Source organism: Geobacter sulfurreducens PCA, assembly GCF_000007985.2.
In the GTDB taxonomy this organism is placed as follows: domain Bacteria; phylum Desulfobacterota; class Desulfuromonadia; order Geobacterales; family Geobacteraceae; genus Geobacter; species Geobacter sulfurreducens.
Genome location: NC_002939.5, coordinates 1,141,296 through 1,157,884 on the forward strand (window position 1 = coordinate 1,141,296; position 16,589 = coordinate 1,157,884).

15 protein-coding genes and 1 riboswitch are annotated in these 16,589 nt (G+C 61.3%); of the genes, 7 read left to right on the forward strand and 8 right to left on the reverse strand.

Annotation, left to right across the window (positions count from 1 at the left end; all coding sequences use genetic code 11):
* The 4 genes from GS_RS05265 to GS_RS05280 form a co-directional block, all read right to left on the reverse strand.
* On the reverse strand, positions 1-258 hold the full coding sequence (locus GS_RS05265) for a sulfurtransferase TusA family protein (RefSeq protein ID WP_010941715.1): 258 nt from the start codon (positions 256-258) through the stop codon (positions 1-3).
* 48 nt (positions 259-306) lie between these two features.
* Positions 307-1,422 carry a YeeE/YedE family protein gene (locus GS_RS05270; RefSeq protein WP_010941716.1) on the reverse strand — a complete coding sequence of 372 codons (1,116 nt, stop codon included), beginning with the start codon at positions 1,420-1,422 and terminating at the stop codon, positions 307-309.
* A 117-nt stretch (positions 1,423-1,539) separates the two neighbouring features.
* A complete protein-coding gene (locus GS_RS05275) occupies positions 1,540-1,941 on the reverse strand; it encodes a secondary thiamine-phosphate synthase enzyme YjbQ (RefSeq protein WP_010941717.1) in 402 nt (133 codons plus the stop codon).
* 30 nt (positions 1,942-1,971) lie between these two features.
* The gene (locus GS_RS05280) at positions 1,972-2,415 is read right to left on the reverse strand and encodes a tetratricopeptide repeat protein (protein ID WP_010941718.1); all 444 of its coding nucleotides are present in this window, start codon (positions 2,413-2,415) and stop codon (positions 1,972-1,974) included.
* 148 nt (positions 2,416-2,563) lie between these two features.
* Between GS_RS05280 and sucC the strand changes: the two genes are divergently transcribed.
* Together sucC and sucD are read left to right on the forward strand one after the other, a co-directional pair.
* Entirely contained in the window at positions 2,564-3,721 is a 1,158-nt protein-coding gene (gene sucC, locus GS_RS05285) for an ADP-forming succinate--CoA ligase subunit beta (protein ID WP_010941719.1), read from the forward strand.
* Positions 3,722-3,809: 88 nt separating this feature from the next.
* Entirely contained in the window at positions 3,810-4,685 is an 876-nt protein-coding gene (sucD, locus tag GS_RS05290) for a succinate--CoA ligase subunit alpha (protein WP_010941720.1), read from the forward strand.
* A gap of 63 nt (positions 4,686-4,748) precedes the next feature.
* Here the strand turns inward: sucD and GS_RS05295 are convergent, their stop codons facing one another.
* Both GS_RS05295 and GS_RS05300 read right to left on the reverse strand, forming a co-directional pair.
* Entirely contained in the window at positions 4,749-5,600 is an 852-nt protein-coding gene (locus GS_RS05295) for a hypothetical protein (RefSeq protein WP_010941721.1), read from the reverse strand.
* Positions 5,601-5,663: 63 nt separating this feature from the next.
* Positions 5,664-5,740: riboswitch (cyclic di-GMP riboswitch) on the reverse strand.
* Between the two features lie 134 nt (positions 5,741-5,874).
* Positions 5,875-7,071 (reverse strand): pyridoxal phosphate-dependent aminotransferase, encoded by a 1,197-nt coding sequence (locus GS_RS05300; RefSeq protein WP_010941722.1) that lies wholly within the window; start codon positions 7,069-7,071, stop codon positions 5,875-5,877.
* Positions 7,072-7,266: 195 nt separating this feature from the next.
* Here GS_RS05300 and GS_RS05305 point away from each other — a divergent pair, with 195 nt between their 5' ends.
* From GS_RS05305 to GS_RS05325, 5 genes are all read left to right on the forward strand, one after another.
* The gene (locus GS_RS05305; protein WP_010941723.1) at positions 7,267-7,992 is read left to right on the forward strand and encodes a cytochrome c; all 726 of its coding nucleotides are present in this window, start codon (positions 7,267-7,269) and stop codon (positions 7,990-7,992) included.
* Between the two features lie 237 nt (positions 7,993-8,229).
* Positions 8,230-8,646: a type IV pilus modification PilV family protein gene (locus GS_RS05310; RefSeq protein ID WP_235044980.1), complete on the forward strand. Its 417-nt coding sequence runs from the start codon at positions 8,230-8,232 to the stop codon at positions 8,644-8,646.
* Complete coding sequence (locus GS_RS05315; protein ID WP_235044981.1) at positions 8,586-9,731, forward strand: PilW family protein; 1,146 nt, start codon at positions 8,586-8,588, stop codon at positions 9,729-9,731. Before GS_RS05310 ends, GS_RS05315 begins: the two co-directional genes overlap by 61 nt.
* 13 nt (positions 9,732-9,744) lie before the next feature.
* The gene (locus GS_RS05320; protein WP_010941726.1) at positions 9,745-10,263 is read left to right on the forward strand and encodes a pilus assembly PilX family protein; all 519 of its coding nucleotides are present in this window, start codon (positions 9,745-9,747) and stop codon (positions 10,261-10,263) included.
* 10 nt (positions 10,264-10,273) lie between these two features.
* Positions 10,274-13,318 carry a pilus assembly protein gene (locus tag GS_RS05325; protein ID WP_010941727.1) on the forward strand — a complete coding sequence of 1,015 codons (3,045 nt, stop codon included), beginning with the start codon at positions 10,274-10,276 and terminating at the stop codon, positions 13,316-13,318.
* A gap of 5 nt (positions 13,319-13,323) precedes the next feature.
* On the opposite strand, the gene GS_RS05330 is transcribed toward GS_RS05325, so the two are convergent.
* Positions 13,324-14,532 (reverse strand): putative nucleotidyltransferase substrate binding domain-containing protein, encoded by a 1,209-nt coding sequence (locus GS_RS05330; RefSeq protein ID WP_010941728.1) that lies wholly within the window; start codon positions 14,530-14,532, stop codon positions 13,324-13,326.
* Between the two features lie 85 nt (positions 14,533-14,617).
* Positions 14,618-16,585, reverse strand: a complete 1,968-nt coding sequence (locus GS_RS05335; RefSeq protein WP_010941729.1) for a solute symporter family protein — start codon at positions 16,583-16,585, stop codon at positions 14,618-14,620.
* Between the last annotated feature and the right edge of the window lie 4 nt (positions 16,586-16,589).

Here is a 16,589-nt window from a genome sequence, read left to right on the forward strand (position 1 = left end):
TCAATGAGGCCCATCGCTTCCGCCCGCCTGTGAGATCGTCAGCACGTAGTATCCGTTCCGTTTTTCCACCTGGCCCCCATATCCCATGTTGCGCACCGTTTCCGGGATCGTGATGGTTGCATCCCGATTGTCGGTCAGGAACACGAGCACGCAGTTCCCGTTTTTGAGGCTGGTGCGGTGGCGGTTGATTTCCTTCAGCGCAGTCAGCAGCGTGGAGGGGCAGATCTGGCCGCGGATGTCGAATTCAATGGTTTCCATGACATCAACCTCTGTCGCGAGATGGTCCCCAAGCCCGTCCGGGCCCGGTCATGCAAGAAGCCGGATGATGATCCTGCTCCCCAGCCAGGCTCCGGCCAGGAGCCCTGCTGTAAAGATGATGCTTTGCCACGCCAGGATCGGCAACCCTCCGGCCAGGTGCCAGATGTTGCAGGAGGGAGCCATTCGTGCGGCAAGGCCCATGAGTATCCCACCGGTCAGGGCGGCCAGGTACTGCCGGGCCGGGATGCGGTAGCGGAAGCCGAGCTCTCCCAGCAGGAGCGCGGAAAGCGCGCTGCCCGCGATGATTCCGGCGATGACCGGTACCTGGACAAGCGCGATTGCGTCCGTTACCGGCGCGGGTCCGCCGATAAGGGGCACTTCACCAAGGGGTGTCGTTGCCGCAAGGTTGAGCGGAAGCGCCAGAAAGTAGTTACGTTCGGCAATATGCCCGGGAATGACTCGGTCGAGAAGCCATCCTCCCGCCTTTGTGTAGGACGTTGTCACCCCCAGCGGCATGGTAGTGGCCATCACGGACAGGAGGCTGACCCCTGCCAGCGCCAGCGCCGTCCACCACGGCTGGAGGTAGCCTTCCACCTGTGCCTGGCGGGTCAGCATGCCCCGGCGTTGCCAGTGGAAGACAATCAGGGCGGCTACGATGGCCAGCGGCGTTGTGAGCCAATAGGGTTCAATCCCCAGAAACGCCGGGACCGTAACCCCCATCGCCGGCATGGCGGTAGCGTCGGCCAGGCGCTTCCAGACGGGGTGGATCTCTGCGTAGAGTGCGCTCCCGGCCACGAGCCCCGCCAGTGTAACCATCGCGGCAACGTTTCCCGCCCCGACCCGGTAGAGGGTCCCCACGACACACCCTCCCGCCAGCACCATGCCGACGCCGAAGATGGCGCCCCCCGCGAGGTTCGACGCGGAGGGTACTCCGAAAAGGGGGAAGGGGTACAGCGGCACCAACCCGCACACGCGTGCGACCTCGAACAGGACCATGGCAGCCGCTGACATCAGCAGCACTGGCCTGAGCATAGTGGCGCTGCCGAAGAGGAACAGGTCGCGAAACGCACCCGCCATGCAGAAGTCGGAACGGTGCATGACGAATCCCGCGACCATTCCCAGCAGCAGGCCGGCTGCCACGAGGGATGCGGGATCCCCGGTCATGCTCGGGACTGTGCCTTGATCCGGGCACTATCGGGTAGGCATGCTTTCATTAGTATCTTTATCGGCAATTCGGCAGGAAACTTGAGTGACGGACCCCCTGATTTCATCGCCGTTGCGTCAGGGGTCGGGTACCACCTTGACGGCCACCCGTCGATGACGCGGTCCGTCGAATTCACAGAGGTAGATCGACTGCCAGCTGCCGAGCAGCAATTTCCCCTCCACAATGAAGACTGTCAGCGAGGTTCCCGTGAGGGTTGATTTGATGTGTGCGTCCGAATTTCCTTCCGCGTGGGTGAAGTACGGATCGATGGGGACAAGCCGATCGAGAAAGTTGACCATGTCGCGCTGAACAGCCGGGTCGGCCCCCTCGTTGATGGTGATTCCCGCCGTGGTGTGAAGCACGAACAAGTGGCACACGCCGTTCCGGACGGCGGCGGACCGCACCTGCTCCTGCACCGCGGACGTGATGTCGATCATGTCGGTTCGCGTTCTGCTCTTGAATTCCAGGTGCCTGATCATCACGTCCCTCCTCCCAATCGCCCGGCGGGCTCATCTTATCTTCAACTTTTTCAGCATAATGCCGAGATATTTGTTAACGGGGTGTTCTCGGGCAAGAAAGTTCAGGACCGGCGGTTTCCGCAGGCCGAGCCGGCGCAGCTCCGATTCGATCAAGGTGTTGCGCTCATAGAGGAGCCCCTGGCGAAAGGTCCTGATGGCGTCGTCCTTGCGGCCGGAAAGGAGGTAAACCTTCCCCAGGTTCAGATAGAGGACCGAGCTGCGGGGTTCACGGCGAACCGCCTCCTCGCAGAGCCGGGTAGCATGCTCGAACTGTTGCCGCTCCCGGGCAACGCAGAAGGCAAGATAGGACCAGTTGACGGGAGTGCTCTGCAGCTTCACCACCCGTTCGAAGCATTCGAGTGCAGCAGCGGTCCTTCCGCTGTTGGCAGCCTTCATCCCGCGGGCGACAAGTTCCTGAAGTTCATTTCCGGGCACGGCTTCCTCCCTGGGCATAGTCTGGTAGTATTATAAATCGTTGACGACAGGAGTAAACAGTTAAGGTTGATCGTGTGAATTTGTCTTACCATTCGCATTGCGTTTATGGTATACATAAAACTGTTTTATTAATACTAAAGGGGGCGTCATGAACATTCATGAGTACCAGGCAAAGGAAATACTGAGCGCCTACGGCATCCCGGTGCCCCGGGGGCGGGTGGCCCTCACCTCCGACCAGGTGGAGCGGGCGGCCAAGGAGATGGGGGGGCGTTGCGTCATCAAGGCCCAGATCTATGCCGGCGGACGCGGCAAGGCCGGCGGCGTCAAACTGGTCCATCATCCGGAGCAGGCCCAGGATTACGGCAAGGAGCTTTTCGGGCGTCGCCTCATCACCCCCCAGACCGGTCCCGAAGGTCTCAAGGTCCGCCGCATCCTGGTGGAGGAGGCCGTGGAGATCGCCCGCGAGTTTTATCTCTCCATTACTCTCGACCGTTCCACCTCTCGCTACTGCCTCATCGCTTCGGCCGAAGGGGGAGTGGACATCGAGGAGGTGGTCCAGAAGTCCCCCGACAAGATCCATGTTCTCACCATCGACCCTTACACGGGCCTTCGTCCGTTCCAGGCCCGCCGCATCGCCCTGGCCCTCGGGCTTTCCGGCACCCTCTGCGAGGACTGCGTGGAGCTGATGCTCAATCTCTACAAGGTGGTTCTGGAAAAGGACTGCTCGCTGGTCGAAATCAACCCCCTGGTGGTCACCCGGGCTGGTTGGCTCATGGCCATGGACGCCAAGATCAACTTTGACGACAACGCCATCTTCCGGCACCGGGAATACCCGGACATGATGGATTACTCCCAGCTCGACACCCTGGAGATCAATGCCGGCAAGTACGATCTCTCCTACATCAAGCTCTCCGGCAATATCGGCTGCATGGTCAACGGCGCGGGGCTCGCCATGGCCACTCTCGACGTGCTCAAGGAGTTCGGTGGCGAGCCGGCCAACTTCCTGGACGTCGGCGGCGGCGCCACGCGCGAGAAGGTGGCCGAGGCCTTCAAGATCATCCTGGAGGATGCGGACGTGAAGGGGGTCTTCGTTAATATCTTCGGCGGGATCATGCGCTGCGACGTGATCGCCCAGGGGATCATCGAGGCCGCCAGCGAGGTGCACTGCACCCTGCCGATCGTGGTCCGGATGGACGGCAGCAAGGTGGCGGAAGGGAAGCAGCTCTTGGTCGAATCGGGGCTCAACGTCCAGACCGCCGACTCCCTGGGCGAGGGGGCGGAACGGATCGTGGGGATGCTCGGGTGAACGGGTCCGTAGGGGCGATCCTTGTGATCGCCTTCTGTCAGGGCAAACACAAGGTTTGCCCCTACACATCAATTGACGGAGATCATCAATGTCCATACTCATCAACAGCGATTCGAAAATAGTCGTTCAGGGCATAACCGGCCGCAGCGGTCTCTTCCATACCCAGCAGTGCCGGGACTACGGCACCAGGATCGTGGCCGGCGTCACCCCCGGCAAGGGGGGGATTCACATCGAAGGGATACCGGTCTTCAACAGCGTCGAGGAAGCGGTCAGGTACACCGGGGCCAATGTGTCCATGATCTTCGTCCCGCCGCCGGCCGCGGCCGACGCCATCCTTGAGGCGGCCGACGCGGGACTGGAACTGGCGGTCTGCATCACCGAAGGAATCCCGGTGCGCGACATGGTTCCGGTGAAGCGCATCCTCCAGGAGAGCCGGACCCGGCTCGTGGGACCGAACTGCCCTGGCGTCATCACTCCGGGCGAGTGCAAGGTGGGGATTATGCCCGGCTACATTCATAAGCCCGGCAAGATTGGTGTGGTCTCCCGCAGCGGCACCCTCACCTACGAGGCGGTCAAGCAGATCACCGAGGCGGGGCTCGGTCAGTCCACCTGCGTCGGCATCGGCGGCGACCCGATCATCGGCATGAACTTCATTGACGTGCTCAAGCTCTTTAACGAGGACAAGAACACCGAGGCGGTCTTCATGATCGGTGAGATCGGCGGCACTGCCGAGGAAGAAGCGGCCTACTGGATCAAGGAAAACATGAAGAAGCCGGTGGCATCCTTTATCGCCGGCGTCACCGCGCCTCCGGGCAAGAGGATGGGGCATGCCGGCGCCATCATCACCGGCGGCAAGGGAAAAGCCGAGGACAAGATCCGGACCCTTTCCGAATGCGGGGTGGTGGTGGCCACCAGCCCCACCAAGATGGGCGTCGCCATGCTGGAAGCCCTGGGCAAGGGCTAGGCGGTTCCGTTACCCTGTGGCTGAGCCCGTACCCTCGCGGGGGTACGGGTTTTTTCGTTCATTTCAGGAGGCCAGGGGCATGACCTCGGCCGACGGCACGATCCTGTCACCATCCTCGCTGACCGTGTGGGCGCTGTGCTCGATCAGTTCGTAGAGGTGCCGGTACTTGGCCACCTCCATGGGCTGGGCCGTTTTCCTGCCGTAATACTTGCCCGGATGAGCGAAGACATCGGTGGCAACGCGATCGTCGTAGAGGGCGAAGTCGAAAGAGCTGTTGGTGTCGCGGCCGATGATCTCGCCCGCTGCCGGCAGCTCGTCCCGGTACACGATCCGGATGTCGATGTCGTCGCGGTAGTGGCTGAGGAGCACCTTCTGCACCTCCGGCTCTCCAAGTTCTTCCCGGTTGACGACAAAGATCCGCCTGATCCTCACGCCGCGGTCCAGGGCGCGCAGGTTTGCCTGGTAAAAGTTGACCAGGGCTCCCCTGGTCCACCATCCCGCCATCAGCGGATCCACGGCACGTATTTCGCGTACCGCCTGATCGGACAGTTTCGCCCCTTCCAGGTAGAACTCATTCTCGTCCAGAGGAATGTACCCTTGCTGAAGAATCGTGATGGTGCGTCGGGTGCCGGCGATCAGCTCATGAGCCTTTGCCAGGCATTCGGGGTCGGCGATCCCGGCCATGGCAAAGGGGATTTCGTGGGCCTGCTGGTACTGTTCCACTAAGTGTGAGCGGTTTTTTTCGATCTCTTCGCGGATCAGGTAGGTGCCCAGGGCCAGCAGGATGCCGATGCCGAAGATCACGTAGGCGGCCTGCTCGTAGTGGAGCACCAGGTGGAAGAAGATCGCCAGTCCCGATCCCACGAGAAATTCGAGCCACACGGCCATTTCCTGTATCTTTTTTCCCATATTCATGGTGTTTCCTCCTTAATCGTCGCCACAAAAAAAGCCGGGTCGCCTGAATATCGATCTCGATAATTCGGCGACCCGGCTGTCTCGGTGAGACCCTGTGGGCTTTCCGTCCCATCCTCGCGGATGGTTTAGTATTGTCGTGTATCTGCGGCAGTGTTGACGCTATGTCTGAAGTGAGCTGACCTTAGCGCATTTCAATTCGAAAAGTCAAGTTTCAAATGTTATTGATTTGAATCGATAATGCTGTGATTTTGAAAATTAAAATTGTTGCCGATCGTCAGCTCCCGCCCAGGCCTGCGTCGCGGGCCAGCTCCCGCCATGCGGGCAGACTCCGTTCGATGACGCCCCGATCCACGCAGTAGGCGATCCTGAAGAAGCCGGGTGCGCCGAATCCGGCACCGGGGACGAGCAGAATGCGGTGTTTCTGGGCCATGGTGACGAATGCCACATCATCTGCCAGCGGCGATTGGGGAAAGAGGTAGAAGGCGCCGTCGGGCTTCACCATCCGGAACCCCATGGCGGTGAGGCTGTCGTAGAACAGGTCTCGCTTGGCCTGGTACTCGCCGATGTCCACGGAGGACCGCTGCAGCTTGGCCACGAGCCGCTGCATGAGGGCCGGCGCATTCACAAAACCGAGCACCCGGTTGGAGAAGACCGCCCCTTCCATGAACTGTTCCACGCCGCGGGCGCGGGGATTGGCCGCCAGATAGCCGATCCGCTCGCCGGGCAGGGCCAGGTCCTTGCTGTGGGAGGTGACGATGACAGAGCTCTGCACAAACCGGAAGATGTTCGGCACCTGCTTGCCGTCGTAGCTGATGCGGGCATAGGGCTCGTCGGAGATAACGTAGATCTGGCGGTCGAAGCGCCGCTCCATCCGTGCCACCATCTCGCCCAGAGCCGCCAGGCTCTCTTCAGGATAAATGACGCCGGTGGGGTTGTTGGGCGAGCAGATGATGATCGCCCGGGTCTTGGCGGTCATGGCCGCCTCGATGGCCGCCACGTCGAGCTGGAAGGTCTCGCGGTCGGTCCAGACCTCCCGTGGCACGCCGCCGTGGTTATCGATGTAGAATTTATATTCCACGAAGTAGGGGGCCAGGATGATCACCTCTTCCCCCGGGTTGAGAATAGTCTTCAGGACCACGTTGAGGGCGCCGCCGGCCCCACAGGTCATGATGACGTGGTCGGCCTTCACCTCGAAGCCTGCCGCCTCGGAAAGAACTTCGGCCACGGCACCGCGGGTTTCCGCATAGCCGGCGTTGCTCATGTAGCGGTGCATGCCGGGCACGGGGTGCCGAGCCAGGTTGAGGAGTTCTTCCCGGAACTGCTCGGGTGGCTCCGTGTCGGGGTTGCCGATGGTGAAATCGTACACATTGTCGGCGCCGTGGATCTGCCGCAGTCGCTCCCCCTCCTCGAACATCTTGCGAATCCATGACGACTTGGAAATGTGGCCGGCGATTTTCGTGGCGATAGGCATGGCGAACCTCTGTGGAAAATAATGTATATCAGCTTGTAACACAGGGGAGGGGGAAGGGCAAGAGGGGGGATTGACGGGAGTGCTCATGCGTTTGCCTGTTGAAGGAATGAGAATTGCTTACTATTATGGTGCGCTGATAGAAGGCGGTGAGAGATCGTCGTGAATGAACGAGTATGGGCAGTCAATGGGGGTACGATGGCGGTGAACTGGTGGACGTTGCGGATTCTGGTTGCAGTGGCCGCGTCGCTATGGCTGATTGCCGATGCTTCGGCCATGTCGGCCTTTGCCAGAAAATACGGCATGCAGTGTGATGGGTGCCATTCCAGGATTCCGAAACTCAATGAGTTCGGGACGGCCTTTCTCAAGAATGGTTTTGCCATCCCCGCCGGCGCGCATCCCCCGGTGTCGGCGGCCCGCAAGCCTGAGAGCGAAATAGAGCCGATGGCATCGACACCGGTCCCTCGCGAATCTCGTGAGCCGGCCGCCAGCGCCGCTCCGGCCGGGAGTCCCGAAGGGGTGGTCGCCTCCGCCCCGTCAGCGGAACCGCTTCCGGAACAGACGGCTACCGAGCCCCCTCCCCCGCCGCCCCCCATGGTGCTGTACAAGCTGAAGGCGCGGGACGGAAGCGCATATTACACCGATAACCCCCGAGCCGCCGCTGACCTGCAGGAGCCGGCCGCAGCGCCGGCACGTAAGGCCGCCGGCAGGACGCACGGCAAAGCGGTGCCGGAAGCGAAGGCCCCGGCGCGCCGTCGGTCGCCGGTTGCGCCGGATGCCGCCCCGCCACTCTTTCGGAGTTTTTCTGAATGCATGGAACATCAGCTGGTTGATACGCCTCCGCCTGGCTCCGCCGGTGAGATGATGGACCTGCTCACTGAGGCGGAGCGGGTCTGTGCCGGCTATCCAGCGGTAAAACGCTGAGTGCCGCGCTGGGAACGCCCTGCAGTGACCTCCGGCCATATGCCCGCTTCGAGGGGCATGACGCCGCATGTTTTTCATAGTATGGTGCCGATGCCTCTCGTTTGGTTCCTTCGCATCCCCTGCCTTATGTGCAGGCTGCGCTCCCCGGCGGTTTGGCATGGGCGTTGCTGCACATGGTAGTGGGGTATTGTTGCGGGGCAAGATGAAGTCAAAAAGACGGAAATCGGGGCCAAGGAAATGACGAAGTCGGGAGAGATGATCAAGGGATATCTTTCGAACCGGCAGGGCATGAGTCTCGTGGAGATGCTCATTGCGCTGCTGATTCTGGTGGTCGGCTTTCTGTCGGTCATCATGGTCCTCTGGATGTCGATCAATTCCGGCAGGTTCACACGCGACATGACCATGGCGGCCAGTCTCGGCCAGGATATGCTGGAGCGGTTCACGGCCCGCAGTTATGGTTCGCTGCCTGCCACCGGGGGGGCTTTTGAACCCTATACCACCGCCAATGCCTCAGCAGTGGGGTATGTCAGGGAGGTGAAGGTGGAGGACAATGTCCCTGATGTGGGGATCAAGACCGTTACGGTCAGGGTCAGGTGGAACAGCAACGGCCACGAAAGATCGAGAACGTTCACCATGCTGAAGCGGGACTACTAGAGGCGGCGATGACGGTATTCCGGTCTGGTGGCACAAAGGGGTACAGCCTTGTTGAGGTGCTGGTGGTGATCGTGATCTTCGCGATTATCACGGCCGGCGTTTCAGCAGTGTTCCTTCGCGGGCAGCACGAATACCTTGTTCGGGAGGAGGCCGTCCGGATGCAGCAGCAAGCCCGGCTGGCCATGACCGCCATGGAGCGGGACCTGCGGATGACAGGCTATGGCCTGAGCGATGTGGGTAATCTGAAGATACGGTTCTACAACAAGGGGGTCGGCACGGTTACCGACAATTACTACGCGGTTGCCGAGGCAAACGTCTTCGGCTCCCCCAAGGTGGCAGTGCCGGCGGCGGATACCGATTCCATCGCCATCCGTTATTGCGATCAGCCCTCCGACGCGATGCCGGACATTACCCTGTCAGGAAGTGTCCCGCCGCCATCGTCGAGCAATACCCCGGTCAGCTCGACCGACGGGATTAACGCTAACGACCTGATCATCATCTACGATCCCACTGATCTTGCCAAGTACGGCTCAATCCTGATGGTAACGGATACGACGTCCGCCGGCGGATTGTCGGTCAAACACGGCAACGGAGCGGGCGACGGGCCATTGGCCTCCTTCTACAATCCGTCCAACCCTGCCGTCAACCTGTTTCCACCGGGCGGCTATCCGGTCGGAGCCAAGGTGCTGAGACTGGCCCCCGAGGCCCTCCGCACCGTGAGGTACTACGTGGATGCCGGCATGAACCTGCGCCGGCAGTCACAGGCCGGCCTGACCGGCGCAGTGGAGGAGCGGCCGGTCGCCTCGGGGATCGAGGATTTTCAGGTCAAATATTACTTCCGGGATGGTACGTGGCTCGATGCCCCCGTCACCGACGATCCCGACCATGACGTCGACAAGCTGCGGGCGGTGCGGATCAGCATTATCGTGCGAACGGCAAAGCCTGACCGACAGTACGGGGCCGGAGATTCGATCCGGCTCACCGGAGACGACGGCAACGGTGTGGCCCGGAGCGGGGGAGGGTACCGCCGGATGGTGATGAGCACGACAATCTCGCTGCGAAACCTTGCCGTCAGGGATATGTGAAAAGGGAGATGCGATGGTCCGTCCGCTGACAAACAACCGGGGAGCCGCCCTGGCGCTGGCCCTTGTTCTGATGGTGGTTCTTTCCCTGATGGTGGCGATCCTGTATCGGACAACCCTCATGGATATGCTCTTCAGCACCCATTACCAGGAATCACAGAAGGCTTTTTTTGCCGCTGAATCCGGGGTGAAGGCAGGCTTGGCGTGGCTGGCGAACCAGGGTTCCGCGCCTGAAAACCAGCTTAACCCGGCCCCGTGGTTCAGCAACACCACTACCTCCCGACCGACCGCAGCCACTGTATGGAGCGATGACGAGCCGGTCACGGCAGACGGAGTGGTGAGCGGCAGATTTCGCTACTACATCCAGCACCTGAAGAACGCACCCGCCTCCTATGCGGGGGGCGAGAGCGCCAAGCAGGGGACATCCACATCGGCCGGGGCGATGGTTCACTACTACCGGATTACGTCCGAAGGTGAAAACAGGAACGCCACCGTCACGAGGCAAATCCAGGTGGTCACCACTGCGGCCTATTAGGAAGCCTGCCATGAGCACCGACAATACGACTCTCAGGAAATTTGCCCTGCTGGCTGCGGCGATGGCCTTTGCCGGAATCGTCGCTTCCCTGGCACTGGCAGCGGTCTCGCAGATCCCTCTGTTCCTGCTCAATATCTCCCAGCCCAATGTCATGATCCTGCTCGACAACTCGGGCAGCATGGACATCATCATGCAGCACTCGGCGTTCGATCCCACTGCCCGTTACAGCGGCGGGTTCGACAACGATCGGACCTACTATCAGACAACCAGTAACGGCTATCACTATCTGTCGACCGGAAACGACTATATCCGGGACGACAAAAAGGGCAACTTCACTAAAAACAGCGTCACCATCAAGCTTCCGCTTCCCTATGACGATACCCGCTGGGACGGGAACTATCTCAACTGGCTGTTTTATCATGCGACATCGAGCCAGCGCAGCACGGTGAGCACGGATGCAACGCTCCAGAAAACCCGGATCCAGACGGCGCGAGGGGTCATCAGCAATCTGGTCAAGACCGTGTCAGGCGTCAGGTTCGGGCTGGCGAAACTGAATGTGGACGGCTATGACAGGTTCGACAGGAAGCAGACTGACGGCGGGAGCATTGTCAGAAACTGCGGCGACCTGACCTCGGCCAACGTCGATACGAGCGTGAGCGGGATCAGCGCCGAAACCTGGACCCCCCTGGGCGAGGCCTTGTCGGAGGTCTGGCAGTACTTCAAAGGGGGGACCTCTCTCTATAACACCGGCGTTTCCTATACGAGCCCCATCACCTCCAGTTGCCAGAAGAGCTTCACCATTGTGGTGACCGATGGCGAGCCGACCTATGACGGCTGCTACCGTGGAGACTTCAGCTCCTACGGGTGCGACAACGCCGCGGATGCCGACAGCCACCTGGCCGATGTGGCCGCCCATATGAACGGCAGCGACGCAACCTCAGCCTATGGCGGCACCCAGAGCGTCACCACCTACACCATTGGCATGACCATTGACAGCAGCCTGCTCCGGACCACCGCCGAGAACGGCGGCGGCTCCTACTATACCACCACGTCGGGCATGGACCTGGCAACGGCTCTCCAGAACGCCGTCAACGAGATCCTCGGCAGACAGTCTTCCGCCAGCGCCGTGGCGGTCAGCACCGCATATCTCACCTCAAACACCACGCTCTACCGGGCCCGGTTCGATTCGACCGACTGGAGCGGCTACCTGGAGGCCTACGGCATCAACAAGGCAAACGGTGCCGTTACCGGCTATCCCAATTCGCCGAAGTGGGAGGCCGGGGCGCTGCTGAATGCCAATTCCGCCCGCACTGTCTATACTGCCGGCGTCCAATCGGGAGTGTACCGGCGGGTCGACTTTACCTCCACCAATGCAGCCACCCTTGCTCCTGCCGGGTTCATGAATTTCTCGTCGGCAAGCACCGCGTCCATGATCGGCTACGTGCGGGGCGACGTCGAACCGGCCGGTTATCGGCATCGGGCGAGCAAGCTCGGCGACATGGTCCAGTCGGCTCCGGTCATTCTCGGGCCGCCGGACGGTTACTACAGCGACAACAACTACGCCACGTTCAAGCGAAACAACGCCACGCGCCAGTCGCTGATCCTAGCCGGGGCCAACGACGGGATGCTGCACGCGTTCAATGCCGACACCGGTGCCGAGGAGTGGGCCTTTATTCCGAATATTCTCCTGCCCAAGCTGAAACTGCTCCGTGCCACCCCGTATACTCACACCAACTACGTCAACGGCGCGATCACGGTGGGCGATGCGTTCATTACCGCCAAAGGCCTCGACGGCAAGTCCGAAACATCGTCTTCCTGGCGTACCATTGCGGTCTGCGGCCTGCGGGAGGGAGGCAAGGGCTATTTCGCCCTGGATGTGACCGACGCCGCCAACCCGATTCCCCTCTGGGAGATCACCAATACTTCACCAAGCGAAACGAGCGGTACAGTGGTGGGGCTGGGATACTCCTTCGGCACCCCCCTGATCGTCAAACTCAAGGATAGTTCCCAGTCGGGCGGCTTCCGCTGGGTTGCGCTGCTGGCCAACGGTTACGAGGGGACCACCTCGGGGCGTGCCGCCACCCTGATTGTGGCTGACCTGGCAACGGGTGCGGTCATTCGGGAAATCGTCGCGGACGCGAGCACCTTCAGCGGCGTCTCGCCCAACGGCCTCGCCACGCCGGCCGCCATTGACAGGGATGCCGATGGCTTTGTGGACTATGTGTATGCCGGAGATTTGACCGGCCACCTCTGGAAGTTCGACCTCTCCAGCAGTAACAGCAACAACTGGGACGTGGTCTGGAAACGCTCGGGGACTCCCGTGGCCCTGTGCCGGGCGAAAACTGCCGCCGGCAGCGTCCAGCCGATCACCACGGCCCCCGACGTGGTTCTGCGCGGCGGCTACCAGATCGTCTTTTTCGGTACCGGCAAATACTATGAGTCCACGGACATCTCATCTACCCAGCCCCAGACCTTTTATGGGGCCTACGATTACAACAGCACCACCACTCCCACCAGTGCCCAGGCCACTAACGGGGCCCTGCTCACCCGCGCCGACCTGACCGCCCAGACGGTTACCAGGATTGACGAGAGCGGAACCAGTTGGCGCACCTCGTCGAACAATCCGATCGGCCTGACCAAGGGATGGTATCTGGACCTCCCCGTGGCCGGGGAGCGGGTGATCACCGACCCGGTGGCCCGGTCGCGCAAGATCATCTTCACCACCTTCATCCCCAATACCGATGCCTGCAGCTTCGGCGGGATCAGCTGGCTCATGGAACTGAACATGGACACCGGCGGGGAAGTGGTCAGGCCGGTATTCGATGTGAATCTGGACGGGAAGGTGGATTATAGCGACACGGTACTCGGAGATCTCAAGGTGAAGCCCACCGGCACCCTCCTGGGGGACGGTCTCGCATCGACGCCTGCCATCGTGGGGGCCGGAGATGAGCACGAGTACAAGTACATCACCAAGACCACGGGGGAAATCATCAAACTGCTGGAGGGGGGCGGGCATAGCCAGATCGGCCTGCGAAGCTGGCGCCAGCTCAAGTGACGGCGCTACATGATCGAGAAGTTGGTGTGGATGGTCCGCTGCAGGTCCTCGATCCGGAGCAGGGCCTGACGGATCGCTTCACGCTCTTCGGCTGGGAGGGTATAGGGATTCAGGTAGTAGGAGCTCTTCTGAATCCCCTTGATGACCTTGATCTGAAGAAGAATCCGGTGGCGGGTGAGTACCTCATAGGCTTCCACGAGTCCGTTAGCAAACGAGGGAGAGAAACTCCCCTCCCGGGCCAGGTGCTCAATCCGTTTCACGGTATTGGTGGCCGGCACCCCCTGGTTGATGGCAAGGATGCGCACGTTCATCACCAGCGGCGCCCAGGCCAGCAGCTTCAGGTTGAACTCCCCCTTGTGCTCCCCCGATCCCTCGGTCCAGAGTCGTTTGAGAAATCCCAGAGCCAGCTTCATTTCCGTGGCTGCCTTGGCCATGCCCCAGAGCACCTGGAAATAATCCTTTTCCAACGCCCTGATGGTGGCGATGAGTGTCGCCGCCAGGTCCCGGTCGCCGGCCACGTGCCGCGCGTCGGAGATCACGATCAGATCCATGAGATTCTTGGCGTAGTCCTCGTATTCGTAGCGGACGATGGCCAGAAGCTTGCGCCGCCATTGGGAGAGCGAGCCGCGCCATGTGGGGTTCGACGGCATGATGTCGCCGGTGCACTTCTTGAACCCGATCTGTGCCAGTCGCTCCACGATCAGCTCCGAGAACTCCCGGAACCATTCATCGGCTGCCTCACCGCCCCCGTCCCCATAAACAATCAGGTAATCCTGGTCCGTGATGAGGGTCTGCTCCTCACGGCCGTCGCTTCCCATGCTGCAGAGGGCATAGGGGCACGGGGCACGGCCGCGACCGTCGTGCTCCATTTCGTCTTCAGCCAGGGCGAGGGCTCGATCGGCCAGGATGTCCCGGTATTCCGTACAATTGGCGTGCAGAGCCGACACGGAGCTGATGGCGAGGAATCGTTCCATTTCCAGCACGTTCAGTTCGTCATGGATGGCCCGCAACTGCTCGTAATCGGATTCGTGGCGAATCCGGTCGTGGAGTTCGCGCTCGTGGGAAGCAAACCCTTCCGTTGCCCGCAACTCACGGGCGAACATCTCCCGCAATTCCGCCAGTACCGGAGCCACTTCCTCCCGGTCCAGAAACCGGACGAAATCCTTGATCCGATCAGTAATGGCGGCTATGTGCTGTTCGACGCTCTGGGGCATCTTTCGGGCGCTCCGAAGGTAAAAAAAGGGGGAAGGCTGACCTTCCCCCAGAGTGTAACACAATGTTTGATTTGTTGACAGTCCGTTAGTGGTCCACCGCTTTGGCGATGCCAATGCCGGTGTTCTGGCGGACGTACAGTTCGTCGAACATTTCCTCGGAACGCCGGCTCGGGAAAGCCAGAGCAGCAATGACCGCGGCGATGAAGCCCAGCGGGATGGACACTACGCCTGGATTCTTCAACGCGAAGAGGGGCTTGTCGAGACCGAGGAACGATTTGCCGTCCTTGTTCTTTTCGTAGTCGGCCTTGGCTTTGCCCAGATCCTTCATTTCCTTCTCGGTAAGAACCGCACCACCGGCCTGTTTCTCCTCCAGCTTGACCACCACTTTCTGTGCGTCTTCAGCCACTTTCTTCGGATAGGTCATGTTGGGGGAGACCATCACCAGCGCGATGGAGACGACGGTGCCGGTCACCAGTCCCGCGATGACGCCGGCGGTGTTGAACTTCTTCCAGAAGAGGGAGAGTACGACGACCGGCAGGTTGCCCGAGGCGGCAACGGCGAAGGCCAGGGCCACCAAGTGGGCAACGTTCTGCTTCTCGGCCGCGATGCCGATGGCGATGCCGCAGGCACCGACCACGAAGGAGGTGATCCGGGCAGCTTTAACCTGCTCGTGCTGGTCGGCGTGGCCCCCCTTGATGACGTTTACGTAGATGTCGTGGGCAATGGCGGCGGAAGCGGCCAGAACCAGACCCGAAACCACGGCCAGGATAGTGGCGAAGGCAACGGCGCACAGGAACGCCAGGAGCAGGTCACCCAGGAAGGGGTGGATGTCGCCGCCCAGTTGCTGGGCCAGCATCATGGCAGCCATGTTGCCACCCTTGTCCACATTCATGATGGATTGCGGGGTCACGTGGATGGCGGCGCCGAAGCCGAGAAGCGTGGTCAGGATGTAGAAGGAGCCGATGATGAACATGGCGATGATGACCGACTTGCGGGCGGCCTGGGCCGTGGGCACGGTGAAGAAGCGCATCAGGATGTGAGGCATGCCGGCGGTGCCAAGCACCAGTGCCATGCCGAGAGAGATCTGGTCGAGCGGGTTCTTCAGGAAGAGGCCCGGCTCAAGGAAGCGCTGCCCGTAATCGAAGCCCGCCACGGCAACGGGGTCCTTGAGAACCACCTTTTGGACGTGCTCGATGATGTTGGGGCTGGTAGCGATGTCGTTGAAGAACTGGAACGGGCTCATTCCCGACTTGAGGCCTACCAGGACGGAGAGCAGCGCAGCGCCGGACATGAGAAGGCCGGCCTTGATGATCTGGACCCAGGTGGTGGCGGTCATGCCGCCGAACACGACGTAGCCGACCATGAGGATGCCGACGCCGATGACAGCGGTCTTGTAGGGGATGCCGAGCAGCAACTGCATCAGCTTGCCGGCACCGACCATCTGCGCGGTTAGGTAGAAGGTGGAGACAGCGACGGTCGAGATGGCCGCGGCAGCCCGAACCGACTTGGGTTCGGTGCGGAAGGAGAGGATGTCGCCCAGGGTGAATTTACCGGCGTTACGGCAGGGTTCGGCCACGATCAGGAGCACCGTGATGTAGGCCACGAGCCAACCCACCGAGTACATGAACCCGTCATAGCCATAGAGGGAGATGATCCCGGAAATCCCCAGGAAGGAGGCGGCGGACATGTAGTCGCCCGCGATGGCCCAACCGTTCTGGGTGCCGGTGATGCCGCCGCCGGCGGTGTAGAAGTCGGCGGCCGACTTGGTCTGCTTGGCGGACCAGACGACAACCATCATGGTGGCACCGATGATGGCCAAGAAGATGGGGATGGTGACCATCGGGTTGGCCTTCAGTTCGTGCTTCTTCTCGGACGGTGCTGCCGGCACGGCGGCCTTTTCGGTAACGGGCGCGGCCGGGGTCGGGGCCGCAGCCTGGACAGGGGCCGCGACGGCCTGCTCCTGGGGCGCGGCCGGTACTTTGACCGGCTCGCTGGCCCAAGCGAATGTGCCCAGCGACAGGGCAAGGGAAAACGCTGCAATGAGTCTCTTCATCGGG

Excerpts from the sequence above, each read along its gene's own strand:
- GS_RS05320 (WP_010941726.1), top strand. The coding sequence starts at position 9,745 with ATGGTCCGTCCGCTGACAAACAACCGGGGAGCCGCCCTGGCGCTGGCC.
- GS_RS05295 (WP_010941721.1), bottom strand. The coding sequence starts at position 5,600 with ATGAATATGGGAAAAAAGATACAGGAAATGGCCGTGTGGCTCGAATTT.
- GS_RS05305 (WP_010941723.1), top strand. The coding sequence starts at position 7,267 with ATGGCGGTGAACTGGTGGACGTTGCGGATTCTGGTTGCAGTGGCCGCG.
- GS_RS05330 (WP_010941728.1), bottom strand. The coding sequence starts at position 14,532 with ATGCCCCAGAGCGTCGAACAGCACATAGCCGCCATTACTGATCGGATC.
- GS_RS05275 (WP_010941717.1), bottom strand. The coding sequence starts at position 1,941 with ATGATCAGGCACCTGGAATTCAAGAGCAGAACGCGAACCGACATGATC.
- sucC (WP_010941719.1), top strand. The coding sequence starts at position 2,564 with ATGAACATTCATGAGTACCAGGCAAAGGAAATACTGAGCGCCTACGGC.
- GS_RS05335 (WP_010941729.1), bottom strand. The coding sequence starts at position 16,585 with ATGAAGAGACTCATTGCAGCGTTTTCCCTTGCCCTGTCGCTGGGCACA.
- GS_RS05325 (WP_010941727.1), top strand. The coding sequence starts at position 10,274 with ATGAGCACCGACAATACGACTCTCAGGAAATTTGCCCTGCTGGCTGCG.
- GS_RS05270 (WP_010941716.1), bottom strand. The coding sequence starts at position 1,422 with ATGACCGGGGATCCCGCATCCCTCGTGGCAGCCGGCCTGCTGCTGGGA.
- GS_RS05300 (WP_010941722.1), bottom strand. The coding sequence starts at position 7,071 with ATGCCTATCGCCACGAAAATCGCCGGCCACATTTCCAAGTCGTCATGG.
- sucD (WP_010941720.1), top strand. The coding sequence starts at position 3,810 with ATGTCCATACTCATCAACAGCGATTCGAAAATAGTCGTTCAGGGCATA.
- GS_RS05265 (WP_010941715.1), bottom strand. The coding sequence starts at position 258 with ATGGAAACCATTGAATTCGACATCCGCGGCCAGATCTGCCCCTCCACG.
- GS_RS05310 (WP_235044980.1), top strand. The coding sequence starts at position 8,230 with ATGACGAAGTCGGGAGAGATGATCAAGGGATATCTTTCGAACCGGCAG.